18 protein-coding genes are annotated in these 22,137 nt (G+C 69.5%); 12 read left to right on the top strand and 6 right to left on the bottom strand.

Annotation, left to right across the window (positions count from 1 at the left end; translation table 11 throughout):
- The first annotated feature begins 202 nt into the window (after window positions 1-202).
- The 6 genes from WKW77_RS28415 to WKW77_RS28440 all read left to right on the top strand — a co-directional run bounded on the left by WKW77_RS28415 (window position 203) and on the right by WKW77_RS28440 (window position 7,457).
- Complete coding sequence (locus WKW77_RS28415) at window positions 203-3,673, top strand: response regulator (protein ID WP_340360249.1); 3,471 nt, start codon at window positions 203-205, stop codon at window positions 3,671-3,673.
- Window positions 3,670-4,512: a CheR family methyltransferase gene (locus WKW77_RS28420; RefSeq protein WP_340360250.1), complete on the top strand. Its 843-nt coding sequence runs from the start codon at window positions 3,670-3,672 to the stop codon at window positions 4,510-4,512. The genes WKW77_RS28415 and WKW77_RS28420 overlap by 4 nt, the downstream gene beginning before the upstream one ends.
- Window positions 4,509-5,135 (top strand): chemotaxis protein CheB, encoded by a 627-nt coding sequence (locus WKW77_RS28425; protein ID WP_340360251.1) that lies wholly within the window; start codon window positions 4,509-4,511, stop codon window positions 5,133-5,135. Before WKW77_RS28420 ends, WKW77_RS28425 begins: the two co-directional genes overlap by 4 nt.
- On the top strand, window positions 5,125-6,330 hold the full coding sequence (locus tag WKW77_RS28430; protein WP_340360252.1) for a hybrid sensor histidine kinase/response regulator: 1,206 nt from the start codon (window positions 5,125-5,127) through the stop codon (window positions 6,328-6,330). Before WKW77_RS28425 ends, WKW77_RS28430 begins: the two co-directional genes overlap by 11 nt.
- 87 nt (window positions 6,331-6,417) lie before the next feature.
- Window positions 6,418-6,774, top strand: coding sequence for a response regulator (locus WKW77_RS28435; RefSeq protein WP_340360253.1), 357 nt, complete (start codon window positions 6,418-6,420; stop codon window positions 6,772-6,774).
- Window positions 6,771-7,457: a hypothetical protein gene (locus WKW77_RS28440; protein ID WP_340360254.1), complete on the top strand. Its 687-nt coding sequence runs from the start codon at window positions 6,771-6,773 to the stop codon at window positions 7,455-7,457. Before WKW77_RS28435 ends, WKW77_RS28440 begins: the two co-directional genes overlap by 4 nt.
- Window positions 7,458-7,477: 20 nt before the next feature.
- Here WKW77_RS28440 and WKW77_RS28445 read toward each other — a convergent pair whose 3' ends face one another.
- From WKW77_RS28445 to WKW77_RS28455, 3 genes are all read right to left on the bottom strand, one after another.
- Window positions 7,478-9,484 (bottom strand): ATP-binding response regulator, encoded by a 2,007-nt coding sequence (locus tag WKW77_RS28445; protein ID WP_340360255.1) that lies wholly within the window; start codon window positions 9,482-9,484, stop codon window positions 7,478-7,480.
- Window positions 9,481-10,476: an ABC transporter substrate binding protein gene (locus tag WKW77_RS28450; protein WP_340360256.1), complete on the bottom strand. Its 996-nt coding sequence runs from the start codon at window positions 10,474-10,476 to the stop codon at window positions 9,481-9,483. Before WKW77_RS28450 ends, WKW77_RS28445 begins: the two co-directional genes overlap by 4 nt.
- Before the next feature lie 219 nt (window positions 10,477-10,695).
- The gene (locus WKW77_RS28455; protein ID WP_340360257.1) at window positions 10,696-12,585 is read right to left on the bottom strand and encodes an ATP-binding response regulator; all 1,890 of its coding nucleotides are present in this window, start codon (window positions 12,583-12,585) and stop codon (window positions 10,696-10,698) included.
- Between the two features lie 215 nt (window positions 12,586-12,800).
- Between WKW77_RS28455 and phnD the strand changes: the two genes are divergently transcribed.
- On the top strand, window positions 12,801-13,805 hold the full coding sequence (phnD, locus tag WKW77_RS28460; RefSeq protein WP_340360258.1) for a phosphate/phosphite/phosphonate ABC transporter substrate-binding protein: 1,005 nt from the start codon (window positions 12,801-12,803) through the stop codon (window positions 13,803-13,805).
- A gap of 43 nt (window positions 13,806-13,848) precedes the next feature.
- On the top strand, window positions 13,849-14,823 hold the full coding sequence (locus WKW77_RS28465; RefSeq protein ID WP_340360283.1) for a phosphate/phosphite/phosphonate ABC transporter substrate-binding protein: 975 nt from the start codon (window positions 13,849-13,851) through the stop codon (window positions 14,821-14,823).
- Here the strand turns inward: WKW77_RS28465 and WKW77_RS28470 are convergent.
- Window positions 14,787-15,713, bottom strand: coding sequence for a beta-1,6-N-acetylglucosaminyltransferase (locus WKW77_RS28470; protein WP_340360259.1), 927 nt, complete (start codon window positions 15,711-15,713; stop codon window positions 14,787-14,789). The genes WKW77_RS28465 and WKW77_RS28470 overlap by 37 nt on opposite strands.
- 216 nt (window positions 15,714-15,929) lie before the next feature.
- On the opposite strand from WKW77_RS28470, the gene tagF reads away from it, so the two are divergent.
- On the top strand, window positions 15,930-16,580 hold the full coding sequence (gene tagF / locus WKW77_RS28475) for a type VI secretion system-associated protein TagF (RefSeq protein ID WP_340360260.1): 651 nt from the start codon (window positions 15,930-15,932) through the stop codon (window positions 16,578-16,580).
- Between the two features lie 19 nt (window positions 16,581-16,599).
- Here tagF and WKW77_RS28480 read toward each other — a convergent pair whose 3' ends face one another.
- Window positions 16,600-17,391: a crotonase/enoyl-CoA hydratase family protein gene (locus tag WKW77_RS28480; RefSeq protein ID WP_340360261.1), complete on the bottom strand. Its 792-nt coding sequence runs from the start codon at window positions 17,389-17,391 to the stop codon at window positions 16,600-16,602.
- A 249-nt stretch (window positions 17,392-17,640) separates the two neighbouring features.
- On the opposite strand from WKW77_RS28480, the gene WKW77_RS28485 reads away from it, so the two are divergent.
- Both WKW77_RS28485 and WKW77_RS28490 read left to right on the top strand, forming a co-directional pair.
- Window positions 17,641-18,735, top strand: a complete 1,095-nt coding sequence (locus WKW77_RS28485) for a serine/threonine-protein kinase (protein ID WP_340360262.1) — start codon at window positions 17,641-17,643, stop codon at window positions 18,733-18,735.
- 19 nt (window positions 18,736-18,754) lie between these two features.
- Complete coding sequence (locus WKW77_RS28490; protein WP_340360263.1) at window positions 18,755-19,528, top strand: PP2C family protein-serine/threonine phosphatase; 774 nt, start codon at window positions 18,755-18,757, stop codon at window positions 19,526-19,528.
- Between the two features lie 36 nt (window positions 19,529-19,564).
- Here the strand turns inward: WKW77_RS28490 and WKW77_RS28495 are convergent, their stop codons facing one another.
- A complete protein-coding gene (locus WKW77_RS28495; RefSeq protein ID WP_340360264.1) occupies window positions 19,565-19,972 on the bottom strand; it encodes a hypothetical protein in 408 nt (135 codons plus the stop codon).
- 103 nt (window positions 19,973-20,075) lie between these two features.
- Between WKW77_RS28495 and fusA the strand changes: the two genes are divergently transcribed.
- Window positions 20,076-22,136 carry an elongation factor G gene (gene fusA, locus WKW77_RS28500; RefSeq protein ID WP_340360265.1) on the top strand — a complete coding sequence of 687 codons (2,061 nt, stop codon included), beginning with the start codon at window positions 20,076-20,078 and terminating at the stop codon, window positions 22,134-22,136.
- The last annotated feature ends 1 nt before the right edge of the window (window position 22,137 follow it).

Here is a 22,137-nt window from a genome sequence, read left to right on the forward strand (position 1 = left end):
CCGGCGGCGGGACGTCCGGCCCCTTCCCACCATCGCCCCTGGCGCGCCTCTGTCAATTCCCCGGGGTCCTACACACCCCCTGCACGCCCCGGAGGGCGGCGGGACGCGGTGCGCACGCCATCGCGCGGTGTTATCCGACACATCCATGGACGGGACTCCGGCAAGCTCGGAAGGTTTTTTGCTGCCCTTTGCACCTACCTTCATGAAGACCCAGGCGACGATCGACACCGAAGACTTCCAACGCCTTCTGAATCGCAACCTCAAGCTGCCGTTGATCGGCGGCGTGGTCGGCGCCTTGGTGTTCGTGCTGCTCATCGCGTACCTGCTCTCGACGATCTCGCGGGTGGAGCACACCGACCGCGTGACCCGCACCGTGGCCGAGGCGCAGCGCCGCAGCATCGACATGGAAACCGGGATGCGCGGCTATCTCATCACCGGCGACGCCAGCTTCCTCGAGCCCTACGACAGCGCACTCGCGCGCATGAAAGACGACCTCGGGGCGCTGAAGTCGATGGTGTCCGACAACCGCGCCCAGACGGATCGCGTGGACCGCATCGCCTCGCTGCAGAACGCATGGAATGCGTTCGCGAGCGACTTGATCGAGCGGCGTCGCAACGGAGGCGAGGTCGCCGAGGCCGTGCGGCTCGGCCGCGGCAAGCGCATCACCGACGAGATGCGCACCGAATACGCCGCCTTCATGGACGCCGAGCAGAACTTGCGCTACCAGCGCAACAACGACGCCAATCGCACCGCGATCGCGGTGGTCGCCTTCTTCGTGCTCTTCACGCTGGTGGCGACCGGGCTCATGGCCTTCTTCGGCCGCCGGCAGCTGCAGCGGCTGTCGGGCAACTACGACGAGGTGCTCCGCGACCAGACCGCGAATGCCGCGGTGGTGGAGGCCCAGTCGCGCCTGCGCGGTGCACAGACCGAGCTGAGCGGCGAACTCGTCGGCGAGCTCAGTGCCCAGGAGATGGGCCGCAAGGTGCTCACGTTCTTCTCGCGCCAGGTCGCAAGCCCGGTCGGCGCCTTCTACCTGCGCGAGCGGCAGGGCACGCTGCGGCGCGTCGCGAGCTACGGCTTCTCGGCCGAGGCCGATGCGTCGCAACAGGTCTTCGCGCCGAACGAGAGCCTCGTCGGGCAGGCGGCGACCGAGCGGCGGCGTCTGCTGATCGAGCCGGTCGAGGCCGCCTACCTGAAGGTCAATTCCGGGCTGGGCGACATGCCGGCCGTGGCGGCGGTGCTGCTGCCGGTGTCGAGCGACGGCTTCATCAACGGCGTGGTGGAACTGGGCTTCCTGCGCACGCCCGGCGCCGAGGTCCATCAGTTGCTCGACCTGGTGGCCGGCAACATCGGCAGCGCCGTGGCCGCGGTTCGCTACCGCGAGCAGTTGCAGGACGTGCTGGCCGAAAGCCAGCAGCTCAACGAGGAGCTGCAGGTGCAGCAGGAAGAGCTGCGCACCGCCAACGAGGAACTGGAGGAGCAGTCTCGCGCGCTGCGCGTTTCGCAGTCCGCGATGGAGAACCAGCAGGCCGAGCTGGAGCAGACCAACAGCCAGCTCTCCGAGCGCACCGAGGCGCTGGACCTGCGCAACGCCGCCCTGCGCCGCGCGCAGCGCGAGCTGGAGGAGCGCGCCGACGAACTCCAGCAGGCGAGCCGCTACAAGTCCGAGTTCCTCGCGAACATGTCGCACGAGCTGCGCACGCCGCTCAACAGCGCGCTGATCCTCGCCAAGCTGCTGCGCGACAACGCGCAGGGCAACCTGAGCGAAGAGCAGGTGAAGTTCGCCGATTCGATCTACAGCTCCGGCAACGACCTGCTGGTGCTGATCAACGACATCCTCGACATCGCCAAGGTCGAGGCCGGCAGGCTCGAGGTGGTGGCGGAGCCGGTCGGCGTCGCGAAGATCGCCGCGGGCCTCGAAGACCTGTTCAGGCCGCAGGCCCATGAAAAGCGGCTGGGCCTGCGCGTGGAGGTGCTTGCGGACGCGCCCGCCACGCTGGTGACCGACAGGCAGCGGGTCGAGCAGATCCTCAAGAACCTGCTCGCGAACGCGCTGAAGTTCACCGACCACGGCGAGCTGGCGCTGACCGTGCGCGGTGCGCCCGAAGGCGGCGCGCTGTTCGAGGTGGCCGACACCGGCATCGGCATCGCCGCGGACCAGCAGGGCGTGATCTTCGAGGCCTTCCGCCAGGCCGACGGGACGGCGAGCCGGCGCTATGGCGGCACCGGCCTGGGGCTTTCGATTTCGCGCGACCTGGCGCGGTTGCTGGGCGGCACGCTGTCGGTGCGCAGCACGCCGGGTGTCGGCAGCACGTTCGCGCTGGCGCTTCCCGCGCAGGCGCCGCAGGCGGATTTGCACGAGATCGTCGAGCGAAGGCCGCTCGCGCCCGTCCGCGGCAGCGTAGCGGCGGCCGCTTCGGCGCCGGCCAGGCCGCCGGAGCCCGCCGTGCCGCAGTTCCCCGACGATCGCGAACTGCCGCCCGACCAGACCCGGCGCCTGCTCGTCATCGAGGACGAGCCGCAGTTCGCGCACATCCTCTACGACCTCGCGCACGAACTCGGCTACCGCTGCCTCGTGGCGCACGGCGCGGCGGACGGCTACGGCCTCGCGACCCGGTTCCAGCCCGACGCGATCCTGCTCGACATGCGGCTGCCGGACGGGCCGGGACTCTCCGTGCTGCAGCGCCTGAAGGACGATCCGCACACGCGCCACATCCCGGTGCACGTGGTCTCGGCGATGGAGAGCCCCGAGGCGGCGATGCACATGGGCGCGATCGGCTATGCCCGCAAGCCCGCGTCGCGCGAACAGCTCATGGACGTGTTCCGCCGCATCGAGGACAAGCTCGCGCAGAAGGTCAAGGCGGTGCTGCTGGTGGAGGACGACGCGGTGCAGCGCGAAAGCGTGGTCAGGCTGATCGGGGACGAGGACGTGGTGATCACCGCGGTCGAATCGGGCGAGGAGGCGCTGGACCTGCTGCGCGCGCGGGTGTTCGACTGCATGATCACCGACCTCCGGCTTCCGGACATGCAGGGCAGCGAGCTGCTCAAGCGCATGGCGACCGAGGAGATCGTCTCCTTCCCGCCGGTGATCGTCTACACCGGCCGCAACCTCACGCGCGACGAGGAGGCCGAGCTGCTGCGCTATTCGCGCTCGATCATCATCAAGGGCGCGCGCTCGCCGGAGCGGCTGCTCGACGAGGTGACGCTGTTCCTGCACAAGGTGGAAGCCGACCTCTCGACCGAGCGGCGCAACATGCTCAAGACGGTGCGCGGGCGCGACCGTGTCTTCGAGGGCCGGCGGATATTGCTGGTGGACGACGACGTGCGCAACATCTTCGCGCTCACCAGCGCGCTCGAGCAACGCGGCGCGGCGGTCGAGGCGGCACGCAACGGACGCGAGGCGCTGGAGAAGATCGACCAGGTGAGCGACATCGATCTCGTGCTGATGGACGTGATGATGCCGGAGATGGATGGCCTCGAGGCCACGCGCCGCCTCAGGCAGGACCCGCGCTTCGACAAGCTGCCGGTGATCGCGGTCACTGCCAAGGCGATGAAGGACGACCAGGAGCAGTGCCTCGCCGCCGGTGCCAGCGACTACCTCGCCAAGCCGGTGGACCTCGATCGCCTCTTCTCGCTGCTGCGCGTGTGGATGCCGAAGATGGAGCGCCTATGAAGGCGTCCCCGCCGCTGCGTCCGCCGAGTGACGCCGACATCGAGCTGCGGCTGCTCATGGAGGCCATCTTCCTCAAGTACAGCTACGACTTCCGCAACTACACCGGCGCCTCGCAGAAGCGCCGCGTGCTGTATGCGCTCGACCAGCTCGCCCTGCCGAGCATCTCGGCGCTGCAGGACAAGGTGCTGCGCGAGCCGGCCACGTTCGCGCGGCTCCTGCAGTTCCTCACGATCCCGGTGAGCGAGATGTTCCGCGACCCGGACTACTTCCTCGCGCTGCGGCGCCAGGTGGTGCCGCACCTGCATACCTATCCGTCGCTCAAGGTGTGGGTGGCCGGGTGCAGCACCGGCGAGGAGGTGTTCTCGCTCGCGATCCTGCTGCGCGAGGAGGGGCTGCTGGAGCGCACGCTGATCTACGCGACCGACATCAACCCGGCCTCGCTGGAGAAGGCGCGCAAGGGCATCTTCCCGCTCGAATCGATCCAGGGCTACACCGGCAACTACCAGCGCGCCGGCGGGCTTCGCTCGTTTGCCGACTACTACACCGCGGCCTACGACGCCGCGCGCTTCGACCCGTCGCTCTGCGCGAACGTGATCTTCGCGGACCACAGCCTGGCGACCGACAGCGTCTTCGCGGAGACGCATCTTGTCTCGTGCCGCAACGTCCTCATCTATTTCAACAGGCCGCTGCAGGACCGGGCGCTCGGGCTCTTCCATGAGTCGCTGTGCCATCGCGGCTTCCTCGGGCTCGGCGCCAAGGAGAGCATCGACTTCTCCGGCTATACGAGCCGCTTCGAAGTGCTGTCCCGCGGCGAGCGCATCTTCAGGAAGGCCACATGACGGGTTCGTCCAACGCATCGAACGTCCCGGCCGAAGCCGGCGAGGTCCGCGCCGTGCGCATCGCCATCATCGGCGCGTCCGCGGGCGGCGTCGATGCATTGCTCACGCTGCTCTCGGGTCTGCCCGCCGGCTGGCGCCTGCCGATCGTGGTGGTGCTCCATCTGCCGGAGCAGTACCAGAGCCGTCTCCCGGAAGTCTTCTCGCAGCGTTTGCCGTTCACGGCCCGCGAAGCGGAAGACAAGCTGCCGGTGGCCGAGGGAACGCTCTATTTCGCGCCGCCGGGCTACCACCTGTCGATCGAAGCGGACCTCAGCTTCTCGCTGAGCTGCGAGCCGCCGGTGCTGTTCTCGCGCCCGTCGATCGACGTCCTCATGAGTTCCGCGGCCGATGCCTGCGGACCGGCGCTCGCCGGCATCCTCCTGACGGGCGCCAACGAGGACGGCGCGCGCGGACTGCTGCGCATTCACGAGGCCGGCGGGCTGACGGTCGTGCAGGACCCGGCCGAGGCCTCCGTGCCGACCATGCCGCTTGCCGCCCTGGCGCTTCACGAACCCGACCATGTCCTGCCACTGCGCGAGATCCGCGCGCTCCTGATGCAGCTGGATGCCGCCCATGCCCATTGATGTCGAAAGCAAGCTGCTGATCGTCGACGACCTGCCGGAGAACCTGCTGGCGCTCGACGCCCTGATCCGCGGCCCCTCGCGCCATGTGTTCCGCGCAATGTCGGGCGAAGCGGCGCTCGCGCTGCTGCTGGAGCACGAGTTCGCGCTGGCGATCATCGATGTGCAGATGCCGGGCCTCAACGGTTTCGAATTGGCCGAGATGATGCGCGGCACCGAGCGCACGCGGCACATCCCGATCATCTTCGTGAGCGCCGCCGGCCGCGAGATGAATTACGCCTTCAAGGGGTACGAGAGCGGCGCGGTGGACTTCCTGCAGAAGCCGCTCGACGCGCATGCGGTGAACAGCAAGGTCAGCGTCTTCGTGGACCTATACCGCCATCGCAAGGCGCTGCGGCACGAGATGGATGCCCTGGCCGCGTCGCACCGCCAGCAGGAGGAGCTCGTGCAGCAGCTCCAGAGCGCCCAGCGCGAACTGGAGCGCGCGGTGCGCATGCGCGACGACTTCATGTCGATGGTGTCGCACGAGTTGCGCACGCCGCTCAACACGCTGTACCTGGAGACGCAGGTGCGCAAGCTGCATCTCGACAAGGGCAACACCGCGGCCTTCTCGCCGGAGCGCCTGCCGGCGATGGTCGAGCGCGACCAGCGGCAGATCCAGAACATGGTTCGCCTGATCGACGACATGCTCGACGTGACGCGCATGCGCAGCGGCTCGCTGTCGATCCGGCCCCGGCCGGCCGACCTCGCGGCGCTCGCGCGCGGCGTGGTGGAAGGTCTTGCCCAGCAGGCCGAGGCCGCGGGGTCGCGCATCGAGCTGCATGCGCCCGGGCCGGTCGAAGGGGTGTGGGACGAGTTCCGCATCGAGCAGGTGCTGACCAACCTGCTGACCAACGCGCTGCGCTATGGGGAAGGGAAGCCGGTGCGCGTGTCGGTGGACCAGGCGGGCGCAATGGCCCGCATGACGGTGCGCGACCAGGGCATCGGCGTCGCGCCGGAGGACCAGGCGCGCATCTTCGAGCAGTTCGAGCGCACCGACGACAGCCGCAAGCACGCGGCGGGTCTCGGGCTGGGGCTGTACATCACGCGGGAGATCGTCCGCCTGCACGGCGGCGACATCGCGCTCGAAAGCCGCCTGGGCGAAGGCTCGGAATTCCGCGTCACGCTGCCCCTGGAGGCCCCGGCGCAGGACGGCTGACGGATCGTGCAGGCGAGGATGTGTCCTACACGACCTGGCCCGTTCCCGGTTCCATACTGTGAAGCTGCCTTCCCGGAGATTCCTGAAGTGAACGTACTGATCGTCGACGACAACGAGGCCGCGGCGGACCTGTTGCAGGAATTGCTCGTCCTGCAGGACCACACGGCACGTTGCACCTACACCGGCCGGCAGGCGCTGGAGGCGGCCGCGAGCGAGGCTTTCGATGCCGCCCTCGTCGATCTCACGCTGCCTGATTTCCCGGGGACCGAAGTGGCCCGGCAACTGCGCGCAGAGGCGCGAGGCACGCCGCCGCTGCTCGTGGCGATATCCGGTTTCGCGGCGGACGAAACCACCAGCGGGACCGGTCTGTTCGATCACCATCTGCAAAAGCCCATCGACTTCGACGCGCTCGAGCGGATCCTGTCGCGGGCCGCAGGCCGATGAAGGCTTCTCCCGGTGCGCGAAGCTGGATGGCGGCAGGTGTGCGCCACGAGCTGCTCACGCGCGCGCTTCCCGCGCTGCGGCACGACATGGCCGCGCCGGTGTCGGTGATCCGCATGGGGCTGCTGGTGCTCAAGCGCCAGGCGGCCTCGGCGCCCGACGCGGCGAGCTGGACGGAACGGCTCTCGCTCATCGAGGACCAGGTGGGGCTGCTCGCGAGCGGCATGCACTCGCTGCGCGCTTGGGAGCTCTCGGCGGGCGACGAGGAAATCTCGCGCAGCCAGCTGGTGGCGCAATGCACCGCGCTCATGCGCGTGGCTTTCGAGTTGCGCGGCATCGGCCTGCGGGTGGCCGAGGATCTTTCGCCGGACAAGGATGAGATGCGCTTCCCGTCGGGCGCCGCGCTGCGCTACATGCTGCTGGGCGCGCTGGGCTACCTGCACGACACGGCGCCGCACCTGGGCGAGATCGGCATCGAGGCCGACGGCGACGAGGCCCTGCTCTTGTTGGCTCGCCGGGGCGAATCCGGGCCGGCCGATCCGCTCGCGGGCGTGCACCGCGCGCCACGGGCGCTGGCCATCGATGCGATCGCGCTGCAATCCCTGGCGGAAGGCCTGGGGTACGCGGTCTCGGTCGAGCCCGAGTCGGTGCGTTTCGGATTGCGTCCCGCGCCGGCCGAGATCTGAGCGCCCGCGCGGCTCAGCACTCAGCAGGCGGCGAGGATCGGCGCGCGCTTCGTCGAAAGCAGCGCGCGCAGCTTCGCCGGAGCGACCGGCTTCGTCAGCAGCATCACGCCGCCCTTGCGCAGGCGCTGCAGCGCCTCGGGGCCGGTGGCGCCCGAGACCAGCACCGCAAGCGCATCCGGCTGCAGGCGGCGCGTGTCCTCGATGACCTCCATGCCGTCTTCCTCGCCGTCGAGCTGGAGATCGCAGAGCACCACGTCGAAGTGCGCGTCGGTCTTGTCGAGCCGGGTCAACGCCTCCTTGCGGGTGGAGGCGCAATCCACCTGGCAGCCCCAGAGTTCGAGCAGCGTGCGGCTGCCGTCGAGGATGGCCGGGTCGTCGTCCACCACCAGGCAGTGCAGGCCGGCGAGCGGCGCCGCGGCCGCGGCCTCCTTGGTCGGGGCGGCGACGAGACGCGGGTGGGCGATCGGCAGGTCCAGCGAGAAGGTGCTGCCCGCCTGCAGCGCCGAGCGCAGCTTGATGCGCGTGCCCAGCAGCAGCGCGATGCGCGCGCAGATCGCGAGGCCGAGGCCGAAGCCCTGGCGGCGGTCGCGTTCCGTGTTCGCGACCTGGTAGAACTCCTCGAAGATGCGCGTCTGGTGGATCGGCGCGATGCCGACGCCGTTGTCGCGCACCTCGATGCGCACCGCGCCGCCGCGCCGCCGCGCGACCACGAGCACCGTGCCGTCGGTCGGCGTGTGGCGGATCGCATTGCTCACCAGGTTGCCGACGATGCGCAGCAGCAGCGCCGGATCGCTGTTGACGGCCAGTCCCCGGTCCTTCCAGACCAGTCGCACGCGCGCGGCGGCGGCCGCGGCGGCATGCTGTGCTTCAAGCTGGTCGAACAGGCTCGCGAGCGACACGCCGGCGATTGCGGGCGTCAGCACCTGCGCATCGAGCCGCGAGATCTCCAGCAGATCGTCGAGCAGCACGCCCATGAAGTCGGTCGCTTCCTGCAGGCGAAGCACCGCGGGGCGCTGCGTCGGATTGGCCGTGGGAAGCAGGCCGTCGATGAAGAGGCCCATCGCGTGCAGCGGCTGCCGCAGGTCGTGGCTCGCGGCGGCCAGGAAGCGTGCGCGGGAGAGCGCGGCCTGCTCCGCCTCGGCCATGCGCTGAAGGGCCACGGCAGTGGCCTCGCGCACCTGCTCGTCGCTGATCTGCTGGTTTCGCTGGAGCCGTTCGGCGAGGCGGTTGATGTCGTGGGCGAGATTCGCGAATTCGTGCCGCGTCCGCCGTCGGCCGCCGCTGCCGGCATCGTCGTCATCCTCGTCCGAGCTGGAAGTGACCACGTTGCAGCGCGCATCGAACTGGCCGGCTTCCAGCGCGGCGACGGTGCGCGAGATGCGGCGCAGCGGCTGCGCCACCGCGCGCGCGGTATGCCGCACCCAGGCCCACGCGGCCAGCAGCGCGAGCATCGCGATGCCGATGCCGGCCATCAGCACGCGCGTGCGCTCATGTGCATAGGCGGTGGTGTCGCGGAAGGTCTGCACCAGCCCGATCGACGCATCGCCCGCGACGGTCGAGCCGGCCGGCGCGAAGGCGGTGGCGCGCGAGGCTTCCCGCAGCGTGACCGGTGCGGTGAACATCCGAAGCTCGCCCATGGGCGCGGTCTTCGGACCGGCGGAGACGAACACGCCGGCGCTGTTGCTGATCTCGACGCGCGTGACCTGTCCGCCGCGCAGCGCCGCGTTGGCGACGTTCTGCAGCGCCGGCACGTCGCCCGCATAAAGACTCAGATCCGACATCGCCGCCACCTGGCGCGCGACGGCCTGCCCCTCGGCGTCGAAGGCCGCTTCGAGCGCGTCGAGGCGGCTGTGGGTGAACCAGCCGGTGAGCGCCAGCGCCACGATGACGCAGGGCACCACGCCCAGGCGGAACAGGTCGCGCTGCAGGGTGCCGGCGACGATGACATCGCGGCTCACGGGGGTGGCTGCCGCATCGTCAGGCTGCACGTCCGGCGGCGGCGCGATCAGGTGTGGGGTGGAGGTCATCTGATCGCGGTGACCCGCTCCGTGAGTTCACGTTCTTCGGGCATCCGCAGCCCGAGCCCGCGTGCCACCGTGGTGTTGACGCGTACCGTGGCGGGGGCCGCGGCCTCGACCACTACGGCGTTCGGTCCGGTGCTGGCGGCCAGCTTCTGGCCGAGCGCACGCGCCTGCTGTGCGAGCTGCGCCGGAGTGGAGACCGCCGCCGCGAGTCCGCCGGAGCGCACCAGCCCGTCGCTGGCGCCGAAGACAGGCAGCCCCGCGCCGGCGCCGGCGCGCAGCACCGCGAGGGTGGCCGCCTGGTTGTCGCCGATCATGTCGGGCAGCACGAGCAGCGCATCGCTGCGGGGCACCAGCACGCGCAGCGCCGCGGCGAGTGATTTCGCGTCGGGCGCCAATTCCACCTGCAGGTCCCAGCCTTGCGCGGCGCTTTGCAGTTCGCGCACGAGGGGCGCGGATTCGCTGGTCGCCACCACGCCGAGGCGCCGCTTGCGGGGCATAACGGCATCGATCAACGCGAGCTGGTCGGCCATGGCCGGATCGCGCAGCAGCACGCCGATCTGGCGCTCCGGGTGCCGCATCGCGGGGCTGGTCTTCAGGCTTTCGTAGTCGAGACGGCTCAGCATCGCGAGCACCAGCGGGTCCTGCCCGGGACGCTCGATCGCCGACCGCGCGGCGGCCATACCGAGCGCCATGGTGACCGGGGGGGGCACCGGGCGAGCGCTGCGGATACGCGCCACGGTCTGATCCCCGCTGGCGGCGGCCGCGTCCGCGGGCGGCTGGCCGACGCTCAGGCGAATCAGGTCGAGGCGGCTGCCTGCCTCCTGCGTGTCGCGCAGCTGGCGGACGAACTCGGCATAGGGCGCGCTCTCGTCCGCCATCAGCACGGTCAATCCGGCTGCGCTCGCGCCGCTCCACACCGTCAGGGCGCAGGCGAATGCCGCGACCGCGATGGCGCGCTTCCTTCGAAGCAGAGTGGGGGAAAGCGTGGCGAACATCGGACCGCATCCGCAATGGCTGATGGATCCAATGTACGGACGCGGCTGTTTGCACGCGATAAGGCAGAGGGCTTATGTCCCCGGCACGAGGTCGGATTGTGAGGGGGGCGGCGAGCCGGCTCGCGGCCTGAAGGCCTATGCCTGACGGCTTATGGGCGGACCAGTCTGCTCAGCAGGGATCCGAAGGGCGCGAAGGTCTGCCGGGACGAGCCCGTCGTCTCACGCGAGCTCGCGCACGGCCGCCAACTGAGCAGCAATCGCCTGCCGCAGCACCTTCGGTGAGACCGGCTTGTAGAGCACCGCGACGCCGGCGCTTGCGACTTCACGCAGGCGGTCGGGTTTGGTTTCACCGGTGACCAGCAGGCGGGCGGTCGCCGGCCCGATGCCGTTGGGATGACGCTCCAGTGCGGCCAGCACGTCGAGCCCGTTGTCGCCGCCTTGCAGGAGCAGGTCGCTGAGCACCACGTCGGGCGGCCTGTCCCAGGCACTCGCGAGCGCGAGCGCTTCGCTGCGGCTCTGCGCGGCCATCACTTCCGCGCCCCAGTTGGAGAGCACGACCTGCAGTCCTTCGAGGATGGTGCGCTCATCGTCGATCACGAGCACGCGGATGTTGCAGAGGCCCCCGTCGTCCTCCGCCGCGAGGCCCATGGGGAGCAGGGCCGTGACCGGCATCGGGATCATCGGCTCGGTGGCGCGCACCATCACGCGCACGCAGGTGCCCTTGTTCGGCCGCGAGCTGAGTTCGACGCGCGTGTTCAGCAGCGCGGCGAGACGCTGCACCGTCGCCAGGCCGAGTCCCATGCCGCGCGAATCGCGGCCGCCGTGCCGGCCGCCCTGCTGCTCGACCTGATAGAACTCCTCGAACACCCGCGCCTGATGGTGCGCCGCAATGCCGACGCCGGTGTCCCAGACGTCGATGCGGATGCCCTTGCGGCGCCGCCGCGCGCCGATCAGCACGCCGCCTTCGACCGTGTGGCGCAGCGAGTTCGACACGAGGTTGTTCAGGATGCGCGACAGCATCACGTAGTCGCAGCGCACCCAGGCATCGGTCTTGCGCACCACGAGCCGCAGGTTCTGCTGCTCGGCCACCGCGCGGAAGTTGCGGCTGATTTCGTCGAAGAGAGTGTCGAGCGCGAAGTCCGTCCATTGCGGCTGCAGCACGCCGGCATCGAGCTGCGAGAGATTGAGCAGCTCGGTGAACAGCCGGTCGAGCGAATCCACGCATTCGCGGATGTGGCCGATGCGCTGCAGGCGCGCCGGGTCGGTCTCGCCGTTGGCAAGGCCGTCGGAAAACAGGGTGAGTGCATGAAGCGGCTGCCGCAGGTCATGGCTCGCGGCGGCGAGCAGCCGGGTCTTGGCCTGGCTGGCGACTTCGAGCTGCTGGTTTTTGCGCGCGAGTTCCGCGGTGGCGTTGACGATTCGGCTTTCGAGCTGGTTGCGGCTTTCGGACAGCGCGCGCGCCGCCTGGTTGAACCCGTCCTGCAGACGCCGGACCTCGGACGTGCCCTTGATGGTCACCTGCGCATCCTCGCCCGCGCCGAGGCGCTCCACCGCTTCGCCGAGTTCGCGGATGGGGGAGCTGATCCGCCGCGCTGCCCACCACCCCGCAAGGCCGACGCCCACCAGACTCGCGGCGAGGACCAGCACCACGTTGAACCACACCGCCTGCTTGGCGCTGCCGACCGCGTCGAGGCTCATCTCGACCATCACCTTGCCCGCGTTCTTGCCATCGTCGCCGATGATCGGCGCCACCACCTGCAGGCCTTCGCCGCGCACGCGGTCGGTGGTTTCCGAGTTGGCGACGATCTCGCCATCCTCCGACCAGATCTGCACCTGCTGCACATGCGGCTGGTAGCTGCCGGATTGCGCCGTGCGTTGCAGCGCGCGGCGATCCATGTGCTGGATCTGCGATTGCGCCACCGTGGCGACCTGCAATGCCACCGTCTGCGCGTTGGCGCGCACCAGCTCGGTCACGTTGGAGAGGTGCTGCCGCGTCAGCACCGCGATGACGCCCAGCGTCGCGACGGTGGCCGGCAGCAGGGCAAGGAGCACGAGCTGCTGGGCCAGCGTCAGACGCAAAAGATGGAAGGCACGGAAGGACCAGTTCATGGACGGATGTCGAGCGGTGCGCGGGTCCCGTTATACGTTACCGATCGAAAAACATGGATGGAGAAAAACGACACGGGAATTGTTCAAGTTAGTTTCTAATTGTGAATTCAACCGTCCGCGTTCCTCTCAGCCCGATGCAGGCCCCGGTTCTCAGCACTTACAGCCCATCGCATGCCCGGCCGGATCGGTTCCGGGCCGCGGTGCGTCGCGCGCGCATGTGGCTGCTGGGTTGCGCGGCGATGCTGGTGGTGGCGGCCATGGGTCTTCAGGCGGCTTCGGCGCAACCCGCATCGAGCGTGCCGGTGCGCTTCGGCATCCTGCCTCTGGGTGGCGCCTTCGAGTCTCGCAACGACTGGGAGCCGCTGCTCGCGGACCTGAGCCGCGCGATCGGCCGGCCGGTGACCATGTTGTCGGTGACTTCCTACGAGGCGCTCGAACAGGCGATCCAGCGCGACCAGGTCGACATGGCTTTCCTGTCCGGCAAGATGGCGCTCGACGCGGTGACCCTGCGCCGCATGAACGTGGTCGCCCAAGTCACGCGTCATGACGGCCTGCCCGGCTACCGCGCGCTGCTGCTCACCCGCAAGAGCGGCGACTACACCAGTCTCAAGAACCTCCTGGCGGAGCCAGAGAAGTGGCGCATCGCGCGCGGCGAGAGCCGCTCGGTGTCCGGCTTCATCGTGCCGCAGCTGCAGCTCTTCCTGCCCAATCACATCGCGATGGAGACGCGCTTTCGCAGCGAAGTCGTCGGCACCCACCAGGTGACCGCGCTCGCGGTGGCCAACGGCGAGGCCGACGTGGCGACGAACAACACCGCGGACTTCGAGCGCTTCAGGCTCCAGTTCCCGGCCGAGGCCGACCGGCTGCAGGTGATCTGGGAATCCGAGCTGATCCCGCACGCGCAGATCGTGATGCGGCGCGAGTACGACGACACCTTCCGCCGCAAGGTGCAGGGCTTCCTCGTCGATTACGCGAGGGGCAAGGGGCCGCGCGGCGACGCGGAGCGAGCCGTGCTGAAGTCGCTGCACGACCTCGCGGGCTTCGTCGCGGCCGACAACAGCTCGCTGATGCCCGCCGCCAAGCTGGCCTATCAGCTCGCGCGGCAGAGCGCGATGAACTCGCAGTGGGTCAGCGAGTCGGCGCGGCAGGCGCGGCTGCAGCGCATCGAGGCCACCTATGCCGAGCAGATGGCCGCGCTTCGTGGAGACGCTCCGCGTTGATCGCATCGTGAGACCTGCCTGGATCGTGATCGTGGGGCGCTGGGTGTTGCTGGCGGCACTTGGCTGGCATGCCCTTGCCGTGGCGCGCGAGCCGGCCGACCCGCTGCGCTTCGGCGTGCTGCCCATCGGCGGCGCGGTCGAGTCGAAGGACGGCTGGGCCCCCCTGCTGGCGGATCTGGCGCGCGCCATCGGCAGGCCGGTGACCGTGCTTTCGGTGACCAGCTACGAATCGCTCGACCAGGCGATCGATCGCGACGAGGTCGACTTCGCGCTGCTGTCCTCCAAGCTGGCGCTCGATGCGGTGACCGAGCGGCGCATGAACGTGCTGGCGCTGGTCAAGCGGCATCCCGGCGATGCCGACCATCGCGCGATCCTCCTGACCCGCAAGGACGGCCCGCGCAACAGTCTCGATGACCTGCTGGCGCATCCGGAGCAGTGGCGGCTCGCGCGCGGGGACGCTCGTTCGGTGTCGGGCTTCATCCTGCCGCAGGTGCAGCTTTTTCTGCCGCATCGCATCGAGATGGAAACACGCTTCAAGAGCGAGGTGATCGGCACCCACCAGGCCACGGCGCTCGCGGTGGCGAACGGCGATGCCGACGTCGCGACCAACAACACCACCGACTTCGACCGTTTTCGGCGCCAGTTCCCGGTGGAGGCCGGGCGGCTGCAGATCATCTGGCGCTCGGACCCGACGCCGCAGGCGCCGATCGTGGTACGGCGCGGGCTGGCGCCGGAACTCCAGAGGCGGCTGCGCGCCTTCTTCCTCGCCTACGGGCACGAGCCCGGTGTGCGGGGCAACGCGCAGCGCGAGACCTTGAAAGACCTGCATGCGAGCCTCGGGTACATCGCCGCCGACAACAAGGCGCTGCTGCCGGCCGCACGGCTCGAATACCAGCTCGCGCGCCAGAGCGCCCTCAACGCCCGCTGGGTCAGCGAGGAAGCGCGGCAGGCGAAGCTCGATCGCATCGAGCAGGCCTACGCTCAGCAGCAGGCGGTGCTGCGCGCGGAGAGTCGCTGAGCGGCCGGCTCCTGCTCCTGCTCGGCCAGATCCGCATAGAGCGCGTCGATCACCGTCGGATCGACGTTGACGTCGAACTTGCGCGCGAAGAGCGCGGGCGATTGCCGCATCTTGTCGAGATCGGATCGGCGCATCACGCGTGGAATCTCCGGGCCCGAGTGCCAGTCGATGTATCGCAGGTGGTCGTTGCAGACCTCCACGTCCTGCACGAAGTTGAAGATCAGCGTGTGGAAGAAGATCTCGTCCGAGCACCGGGTCCACCGGAACTTGCGCTCGTACCACGGGTTGGCGTCGAGCCAGGCGAGCATCTGCGTCACGCAGTGGCCCGAAAGGTTCAGCCACTGGCCGCCGCCCCAATATTCGACCGGCAGCCGCGGCCGCCGTGCGACCTTGCGCATCGCCGGAATGAGGAGTCGCCGGTTGAGCCGCTCCAGCAGGATGTTGAGCTTGTTGGCGAGCGGACTGGCCGGTCCCCGCGACAGCACCTTCGGATAGAAGAAATCGAGCCGGTCGAAGCCGCCGTTGTCCGCCCATTGCGCACGCGGCATCGCATGGTGCTCGAAGAATTCCTGGTCGGTGGCCGCGAAGAAGCGGGTGATTTCATGCAGCGGCTTGAGCGGCACGTCCTCGCCTGAAATCAGCAGGTAGCGGTCGAAGCCGATCCGGGCGGCCTGCCGGAACAGGAAGAGGGTGGCCTCGTTCAGGCTGTGGTGCCCCCAGTAGGCCTTGTACTCGCTGTAGAAGTGGATCCGCGGCGAATCGGGCTGGATCGCGAGCTGCGACCGCTTGTCGGCGTGGATGAACACGTCGTACTCCCGGGCGAGGAACTCGACGAGGCGCTGCTGCTGGTTCGTCCATTTGTGCAAAAGGATGAGCACGGCGATTCGCATGCGATCGATTCTTTCCTCGCCGGGGCTGGCCGGCAGATGGTTTCGTTGCATAACAAACGGAAATTGACCCTTCCATTTGTAATCGAGAAACCGGCTGAGCAGCGCGTTATAGGCCCTTTGCATTACGCTGAACACTTTCGGCGCCTTGCACCATCGGTCAGATGTGTTTCAGCGCGCCGCCGCCGGAAACTGCATGTTTCCCATGTCGGAGTGGTTGTGCACGAGCAGACGAGTTCCCTCTTTTCAGACGCGGCCCCGGGCTGGCTCGGCCGGCTGCCCGGCATGGGCGACTTCTCGCACCGGCGTCTGCCGCAGAGCTTTCGAGAGGCCTGGGGCCGCTGGCTGCGCGCCGGGATTGCGCGCATGCAGCAGAGCCACCCGAATTGGCCCGATCACTACCTGGACGCGCCGCAGTGGTGCTTCGTCCTCGGCAACGACGTGGTCGATGCGCAAGGCTGGGTCGGCGTGATCGTTCCCTCGGTCGATGAGATGGGGCGCCATTTCCCCTTCACGCTGGCGGCCGAACTGGGGGCGGCCGAGAGCGAGCTTCGCGGCGATGCCCTGGCCCGGCTGCGCCACTGGTGGGTGCAGGCGAGCCGCGCCGCGCGCGAGGGCACGCGGGAGCACCTCGATGCAGTGCGTTTCGAGGTGCTGCTGCATCAGCTGTTCGCGCCCGGCGGAACAGAACCGGGCGACTGTGGCGCGACGCTGGCGCTGCCCGTGGTCGGTCAGTCGCTCTGGCTGACCGATCCGACCGCGGAGCGCGGGCTCGGAATGGCCGGCCAGGAACTGCCGCAGGACGACCAGTTCGACGCCCTCTTCGGTTGCGCTGCCGGCGCGGAAGCGCCGCGGCCGGAAGGGCGCTGAGGCCGAAGGCCGGCCGAGGTCACTCGGCGCCGAACTGTCCGTGCCGCCCGGCGCCGCGCACGAAGCGCCCGGCGCCGGCTTCGCCTTCGGCAAACACGGCCGGCACGCCGTTCGCGCCTTCCTGCCGCAGCGCGTCGGCGAGCGGCAGGTCCCATTGGGCATAGGCCGAGCGCCGGTCGGCCAGCATGCACTGCTGCGGAAACGCGGCAATCTCGCGCGCGAGTTCCCGGGACGCCGCCAATGCGCCGCCGGGCGGGGTCACGCGATTGACCAGGCCCATGGCGAGCGCCTCGGCGGCGGGCACCGCACGGCCCGTCAGGATCATGTCGAGCGCGCGTCCCATGCCCACGAGACGCGGCAGGCGCACCGTTCCGCCGTCGATCAGCGGCACGCCCCAGCGCCGGCAGAAGACGCCGAACACCGCATCCTCGTCGGCCACGCGCAAGTCGGCCAGCAGCGCGAGTTCGAGGCCTCCCGCCACGGCGTAACCGTTGACCGAGGCGATCAGCGGCTTGGAAAGCGCCATCCGCGTCGGCCCCATCGGGCCGTTGCCGCTGCCGTCCGGCGTCAGTTCGTTGCGCAGCGCGGGGTCGGCCACCGCCGCGAGATCGGCGCCGGCGCAGAAGTGGCCGCCGGCGCCGGTCAGGATCGCGACGCGCAGGGTCTCATCGGCCTCGAAGCGCTCGAAGGCGGCGAGCAGCGCGGCCGCCGTGGGGCGGTCCACCGCATTGCGCTTGGCGGGGCGGGACAGCGTGATGGTGCAGATCGCTTCGTCCGTATCGAAAAGCACGGGTGGGGAGGCGGTGTCCATGGCGGAGTGACTCATTTGAAGGTGGCGCTCATCCTAGGCAAGGTTCGGCGCCCGCGTCGCGCGGTGGATGCAACTCGAATGCGTCCTCCGCTGTAGGCCTTTAGCGTTATTTCCCGCGCCGCGCCAGCGCCCGACACTGACGCTCCCTGAGTCATCTCCGGAGGCTGCGTGAATCCCCGTGCGTCGGCTCCGGCTCCTCCCGCGGGGAAGGAGGCGCCGGGTGCATTTCCGCGTTCACTCGCGCCCACCGTGGCGCCCGCCGTGCGGTCGGCGCCGCGCCGCACCGGCGCGGGCCTGCTCGCGGTCGGCGCGCGGCTGGCCGAGTTCGAGATCACGCGCATCGTCGGGCAAGGCGGCTTCGGCGTGGTTTACGAGGCGTGGGATCCGGTGCTCGAACGCGTGGTCGCGATCAAGGAATACCTGCCCTCGTCGCTGTCGGCGCGGCGGCCGGACGGCGCGGTGGTGCCGCTGTCCGAGCGGCATCGGGAGACCTACGAGCTCGGCATGCGCGGCTTCATCAACGAGGCGCGGCTCCTGGCGCAGTTCGGGCATCCGTCGCTGCTCAAGGTCTACCGCTTCTGGCAGGAGCGCGGCACGGCGTACATGGTCATGCCCTTCTATCGCGGCGACACGCTGAAACAGGCGCTGGCCGCCTCGCCCGGTATCGCGCAGGAAGCCTGGTTGCTGAAGGTGATGGACGGCGTGACGCAGGCGCTGATGGTCATGCACGCGGCGCACTGCTACCACCGGGACATCGCGCCCGACAACATCCTCCTTCTCGAAGGCTCCGGTCGGCCGGTGGTGCTGGACTTCGGCGCGGCGCGCCGCGTGATCAGCGACAAGACGCAGACCATCACCGTGATCCTCAAGCCCGGCTACGCGCCGATCGAGCAGTACGCCGGCATGCCCGACATGGCGCAGGGCGCGTGGACCGACGTGTACGCGCTCGCCGCCGTGCTGCACGTCGCGGTGTGTGGCCGGCCGCCGCCGCCATCGGTGGCGCGTGTCCTGTCCGACAGCTACATGCCGCTGGCGCGCAACGAGGCGCTGCGGCAGCGCTACAGCGATCGCCTGCTGGGCGCGATCGATGCGGGGCTCGGCGTGCGGCCGGATTCGCGGCCGCAGTCGATGGCGGCATTCCGCGAGGCCTTGGGGCTGGAGGCGGCGCCTGCACCGATGCGTCTCGCGCCGGGCCGGCGCCGGGCCGGTCGCGCGCAGGTGCCGCAGGCGCCGGCGCCCGCGACGAAACGCCAGCGCACGATGTTCGCGGTGGCCGCTTCCGTCGCCGTGGTCCTGCCGCTCTCCATCGCCCTCGTGGTGTGGTGGGCATTCGGCGTCCATTGAACCCGAGCGAGGCCAGCCGGTGGACATCGAATTCGTCGCCGTCTCGAAGCAGGGTGGCCGTACCTACAACGAGGACGTGTTCGGCCAGTGGAGCGACGAGCGCTTCGCGGCCTGCCTCGTGGCCGACGGCGCGGGCGGGCACGGCGGCGGGGATGTCGCGGCCGAGGTCACGCGATCGAGCGTGCTGGGCGCCATGGCCGCTTCGCCCGGGCTGGAGCGCAGCCGGCTGCGGCGTCTGCTCCAGCAGGCCAACCGCGACGTGGTTGCGCGCCAGGCCGAGGGCGGCCGGCTGGCGGACATGCGCTCGACCGTGGTTCTCGCGATCGTCGACCTCGAGGCCCGTACGCTCGCCTGGGCCCACGCGGGCGACAGCCGGGCCTACCTGTTCCGTGATGGCAGGCAGGCGGCGCGCACGACCGACCACAGCCTCGTCCAGCAACTGGTCAACGGCGGCATGATCGACGAGGAGCGTGCGCGCCTGCATCCGCAGCGTCATCTGTTGCTGTCGGCGCTCGGCGCGCCGGACGGCGACGTCGAGATCGATGTGTCCGAGCCCATGCCGGTGCGGGTCGGCGACGTGGTGCTGCTGTGCAGCGACGGCGTCTGGGAGGTGCTGGGCGACCAGCGGCTGGGCGAGATCCTGCGCGCATCGCTCGATCCGCATCAACTGATCGAGCGGATCGACAGCGAGGTCCGGCTGAGCGCCCCGCCGGGCAACGACAACTACACCGCCGTCGCGATGTGGCTGCACTCGGACGAGGAGACGACGCAGCCGCTGCCGCTCGGTCCGTGATCGGTCGGACCGCCGTCCTCCGTTTTCTCTTTCTGTCTATTGCTGCCCGACGCCGTACACCACCGGCTGCGCGAGCCGCCATCCGGGCGGGGCGTAGATGTCGGCCACGCTCGCGCCGTCCCGGCTGTAGTGGATCTCCGTGCCGGCGGGCGCGCCGATGGCCGCGAGGACGGCCTGCAGTTCGGCACGGGCGTCCTCGACCTCGACCACATCGAGATCGACGCGGGTGTAGGCGACGCGCCTGGACCTCCCGGCCCGCGCCTCGCCGAGCGAGTCGCCCCAGCCGATCACCGTGCCGAGGCCCTTGGCCTTGAGCGCCTGGTCGATGCGGTCCTCGCGCTGGTGATACAGGTCGTCCGCGTCGGGGAGGACCGGAATCTTGACGAACATGAATTGCGTGCGGACGTAGCCCGTCGCGCGGGGTGGGGTGGGTGGCTGTGCCATGCGTCCTGCCGTGAGTGCCGCCATTGTCCGGCAGGCGGGGCTGGCTTGCGTCCGGCCGGTCAATCCCGTACGCTGGGTCGCCCGGGTGTAGAGGAGACCACTCATGCCAAGCCGATCGAACGGCCTCGCGGCCGAAATGGAAGCGGTGCGGACGCTGGCACTTGTCGGAGCGTCCGCTTCCGGCAAGACCACGCTCGCCGAGGCCCTGTTGCAGCGCACCGGCGCCATCGGCGCGGCGGGCAGCGTCGAACGCGGGAGCACCGTGAGCGACCACGACCCGCTCGAGCGACGAATGCAGCATTCGCTCAACGCGTCGATCATGCACATGACGCATGGCGATACGCGGATCCACTTCATCGACACGCCCGGCGGCCCCGATTTCCTCGGCCAGAGCCTGCCGGCGCTCGAGGCGGTCGAGACGGCGGCGGTCGTCATCAACGCATCGACCGGCATCGAGCAGATGGCGCTGCGGATGATGGAATACGCGGCCTCGCGCCATCTCACGCGCATGATCATCGTGAACAAGATCGACGCGCAAGGCGTTGATCTGGCGGGACTGCTGGAGCAGATCCAGGCGGCCTTCGGACGGGAATGCCTGCCGCTCAACCTGCCCGCCGACGGCGGCGCGCGGGTGGTCGACTGCTTCTTCAACCGCGAGGGTTCGTGCGACGTCGGCTCGGTCGATGCGGCGCACCGGGCGCTCGTGGAGCAGGTGGTCGAGGTCGACGCCGCCTTCGTGGACCGCTACCTCAACGATGGCGACGTGGACCCCGCCGAGCTGCATGCGCCGCTGGAACAGGCGCTGCGAGAGGGGCACCTGATCCCGGTGTGCTTCGTCTCCGCGCGCACCGGCGCAGGCATCGGCGAGCTGCTCGACGTGGTCGCGCGGCTGCTGCCGGACCCGACCGAAGCCAATCCGCCGGACTTCCTCTTGGGCGAGGGCGCCGCTGCCGAGCCGATGGAAGCGAAGCCGGACCCGTCGCTGCATGTGCTGGCGCACGTGTTCAAGGTCACCGTCGACCCGTACGTCGGCAAGATGGGCATCTTCCGCGTGCACCAGGGCACGGTCACGCGCGACAGCCAGCTCTACGTGGGCGACGGCCGCAAGCCCTTCAAGGTGGGGCATCTCTTCATGCTGCAAGGCAAGGACCATGTCGAGGTTGCGCGCGCATTGCCCGGCGACATCGTGGCGGTGGCGAAGGTCGACGAGATCCGGTTCGACTCGGTGCTGCACGATGCGGCGGAAGACGACCATGTGCACCTCGCGCCGCTCGACTTCCCGGTGCCGGTGCACGGCCTGGCGATCGAGCCCAAGCGGCACGGCGACGAGCAGCGCATGTGGGAGATCCTCGGCAAGCTGGTCGGCGAGGACCCTTGCCTGCGCGTGGAGCACGTGGCAGCGACCAACGAGTCGGTCGTGTACGGGCTCGGCGACCTGCACCTGCGCGTGCTGCTCGACCGGCTGCGCGAGGTCTACAAGTTCGAGGTCAACACGCGGCCGCCGCGCATCGCCTACCGCGAAACCGTGACCTCGCCGGCCGAAGGGCATCATCGCCACAAGAAGCAGACCGGCGGCGCGGGCCAGTTCGGCGAGGTGTTCCTGCGCATCGAGCCGATGGGCCGCGGTGAAGGCTTCGAGTTCGTCGACCAGGTCAAGGGCGGCACGATTCCCGGGCAGTTCATCCCCGCCGTCGAGAAGGGCGTGCGCGAAGTGCTGCAGACCGGAGCGATCGCCGGCTACCCGGTGGTCGATGTGCGCGTGGTGGTCTACGACGGCAAGCACCACAGCGTGGACAGTAAGGACATCGCCTTCGCCACCGCGGGCCGCAAGGCCTTCATGGCGGCCATCCGCGACGCGCGGCCGATCGTGCTGGAGCCGATCGTGCAGATCGAGATCGCCGCGCCCGACGGGTCCATGGGCGACGTGACCGGCGACCTGTCGTCGCGGCGCGGGCTGGTCACCGGCACCTCGAACCTCGCGGTCGGTACCGTCGTCATCAAGGGACAGGTGCCGATGTCGGAACTCGCGAGCTACCAGTCGCGACTCAACGCGATGACCAGCGGGCAGGGGCGCTACACGATCGTGCTGTCGCACTACGAGGCGGTGCCGCCCGCGATCCAGCAGACTCTGACCAGCCAGCACCGGGTGCGCGACGAAGAATGAG

This window comes from Variovorax ureilyticus, assembly GCF_037889935.1.
GTDB classification, from domain to species: Bacteria; Pseudomonadota; Gammaproteobacteria; order Burkholderiales; family Burkholderiaceae_C; genus Variovorax; species Variovorax ureilyticus.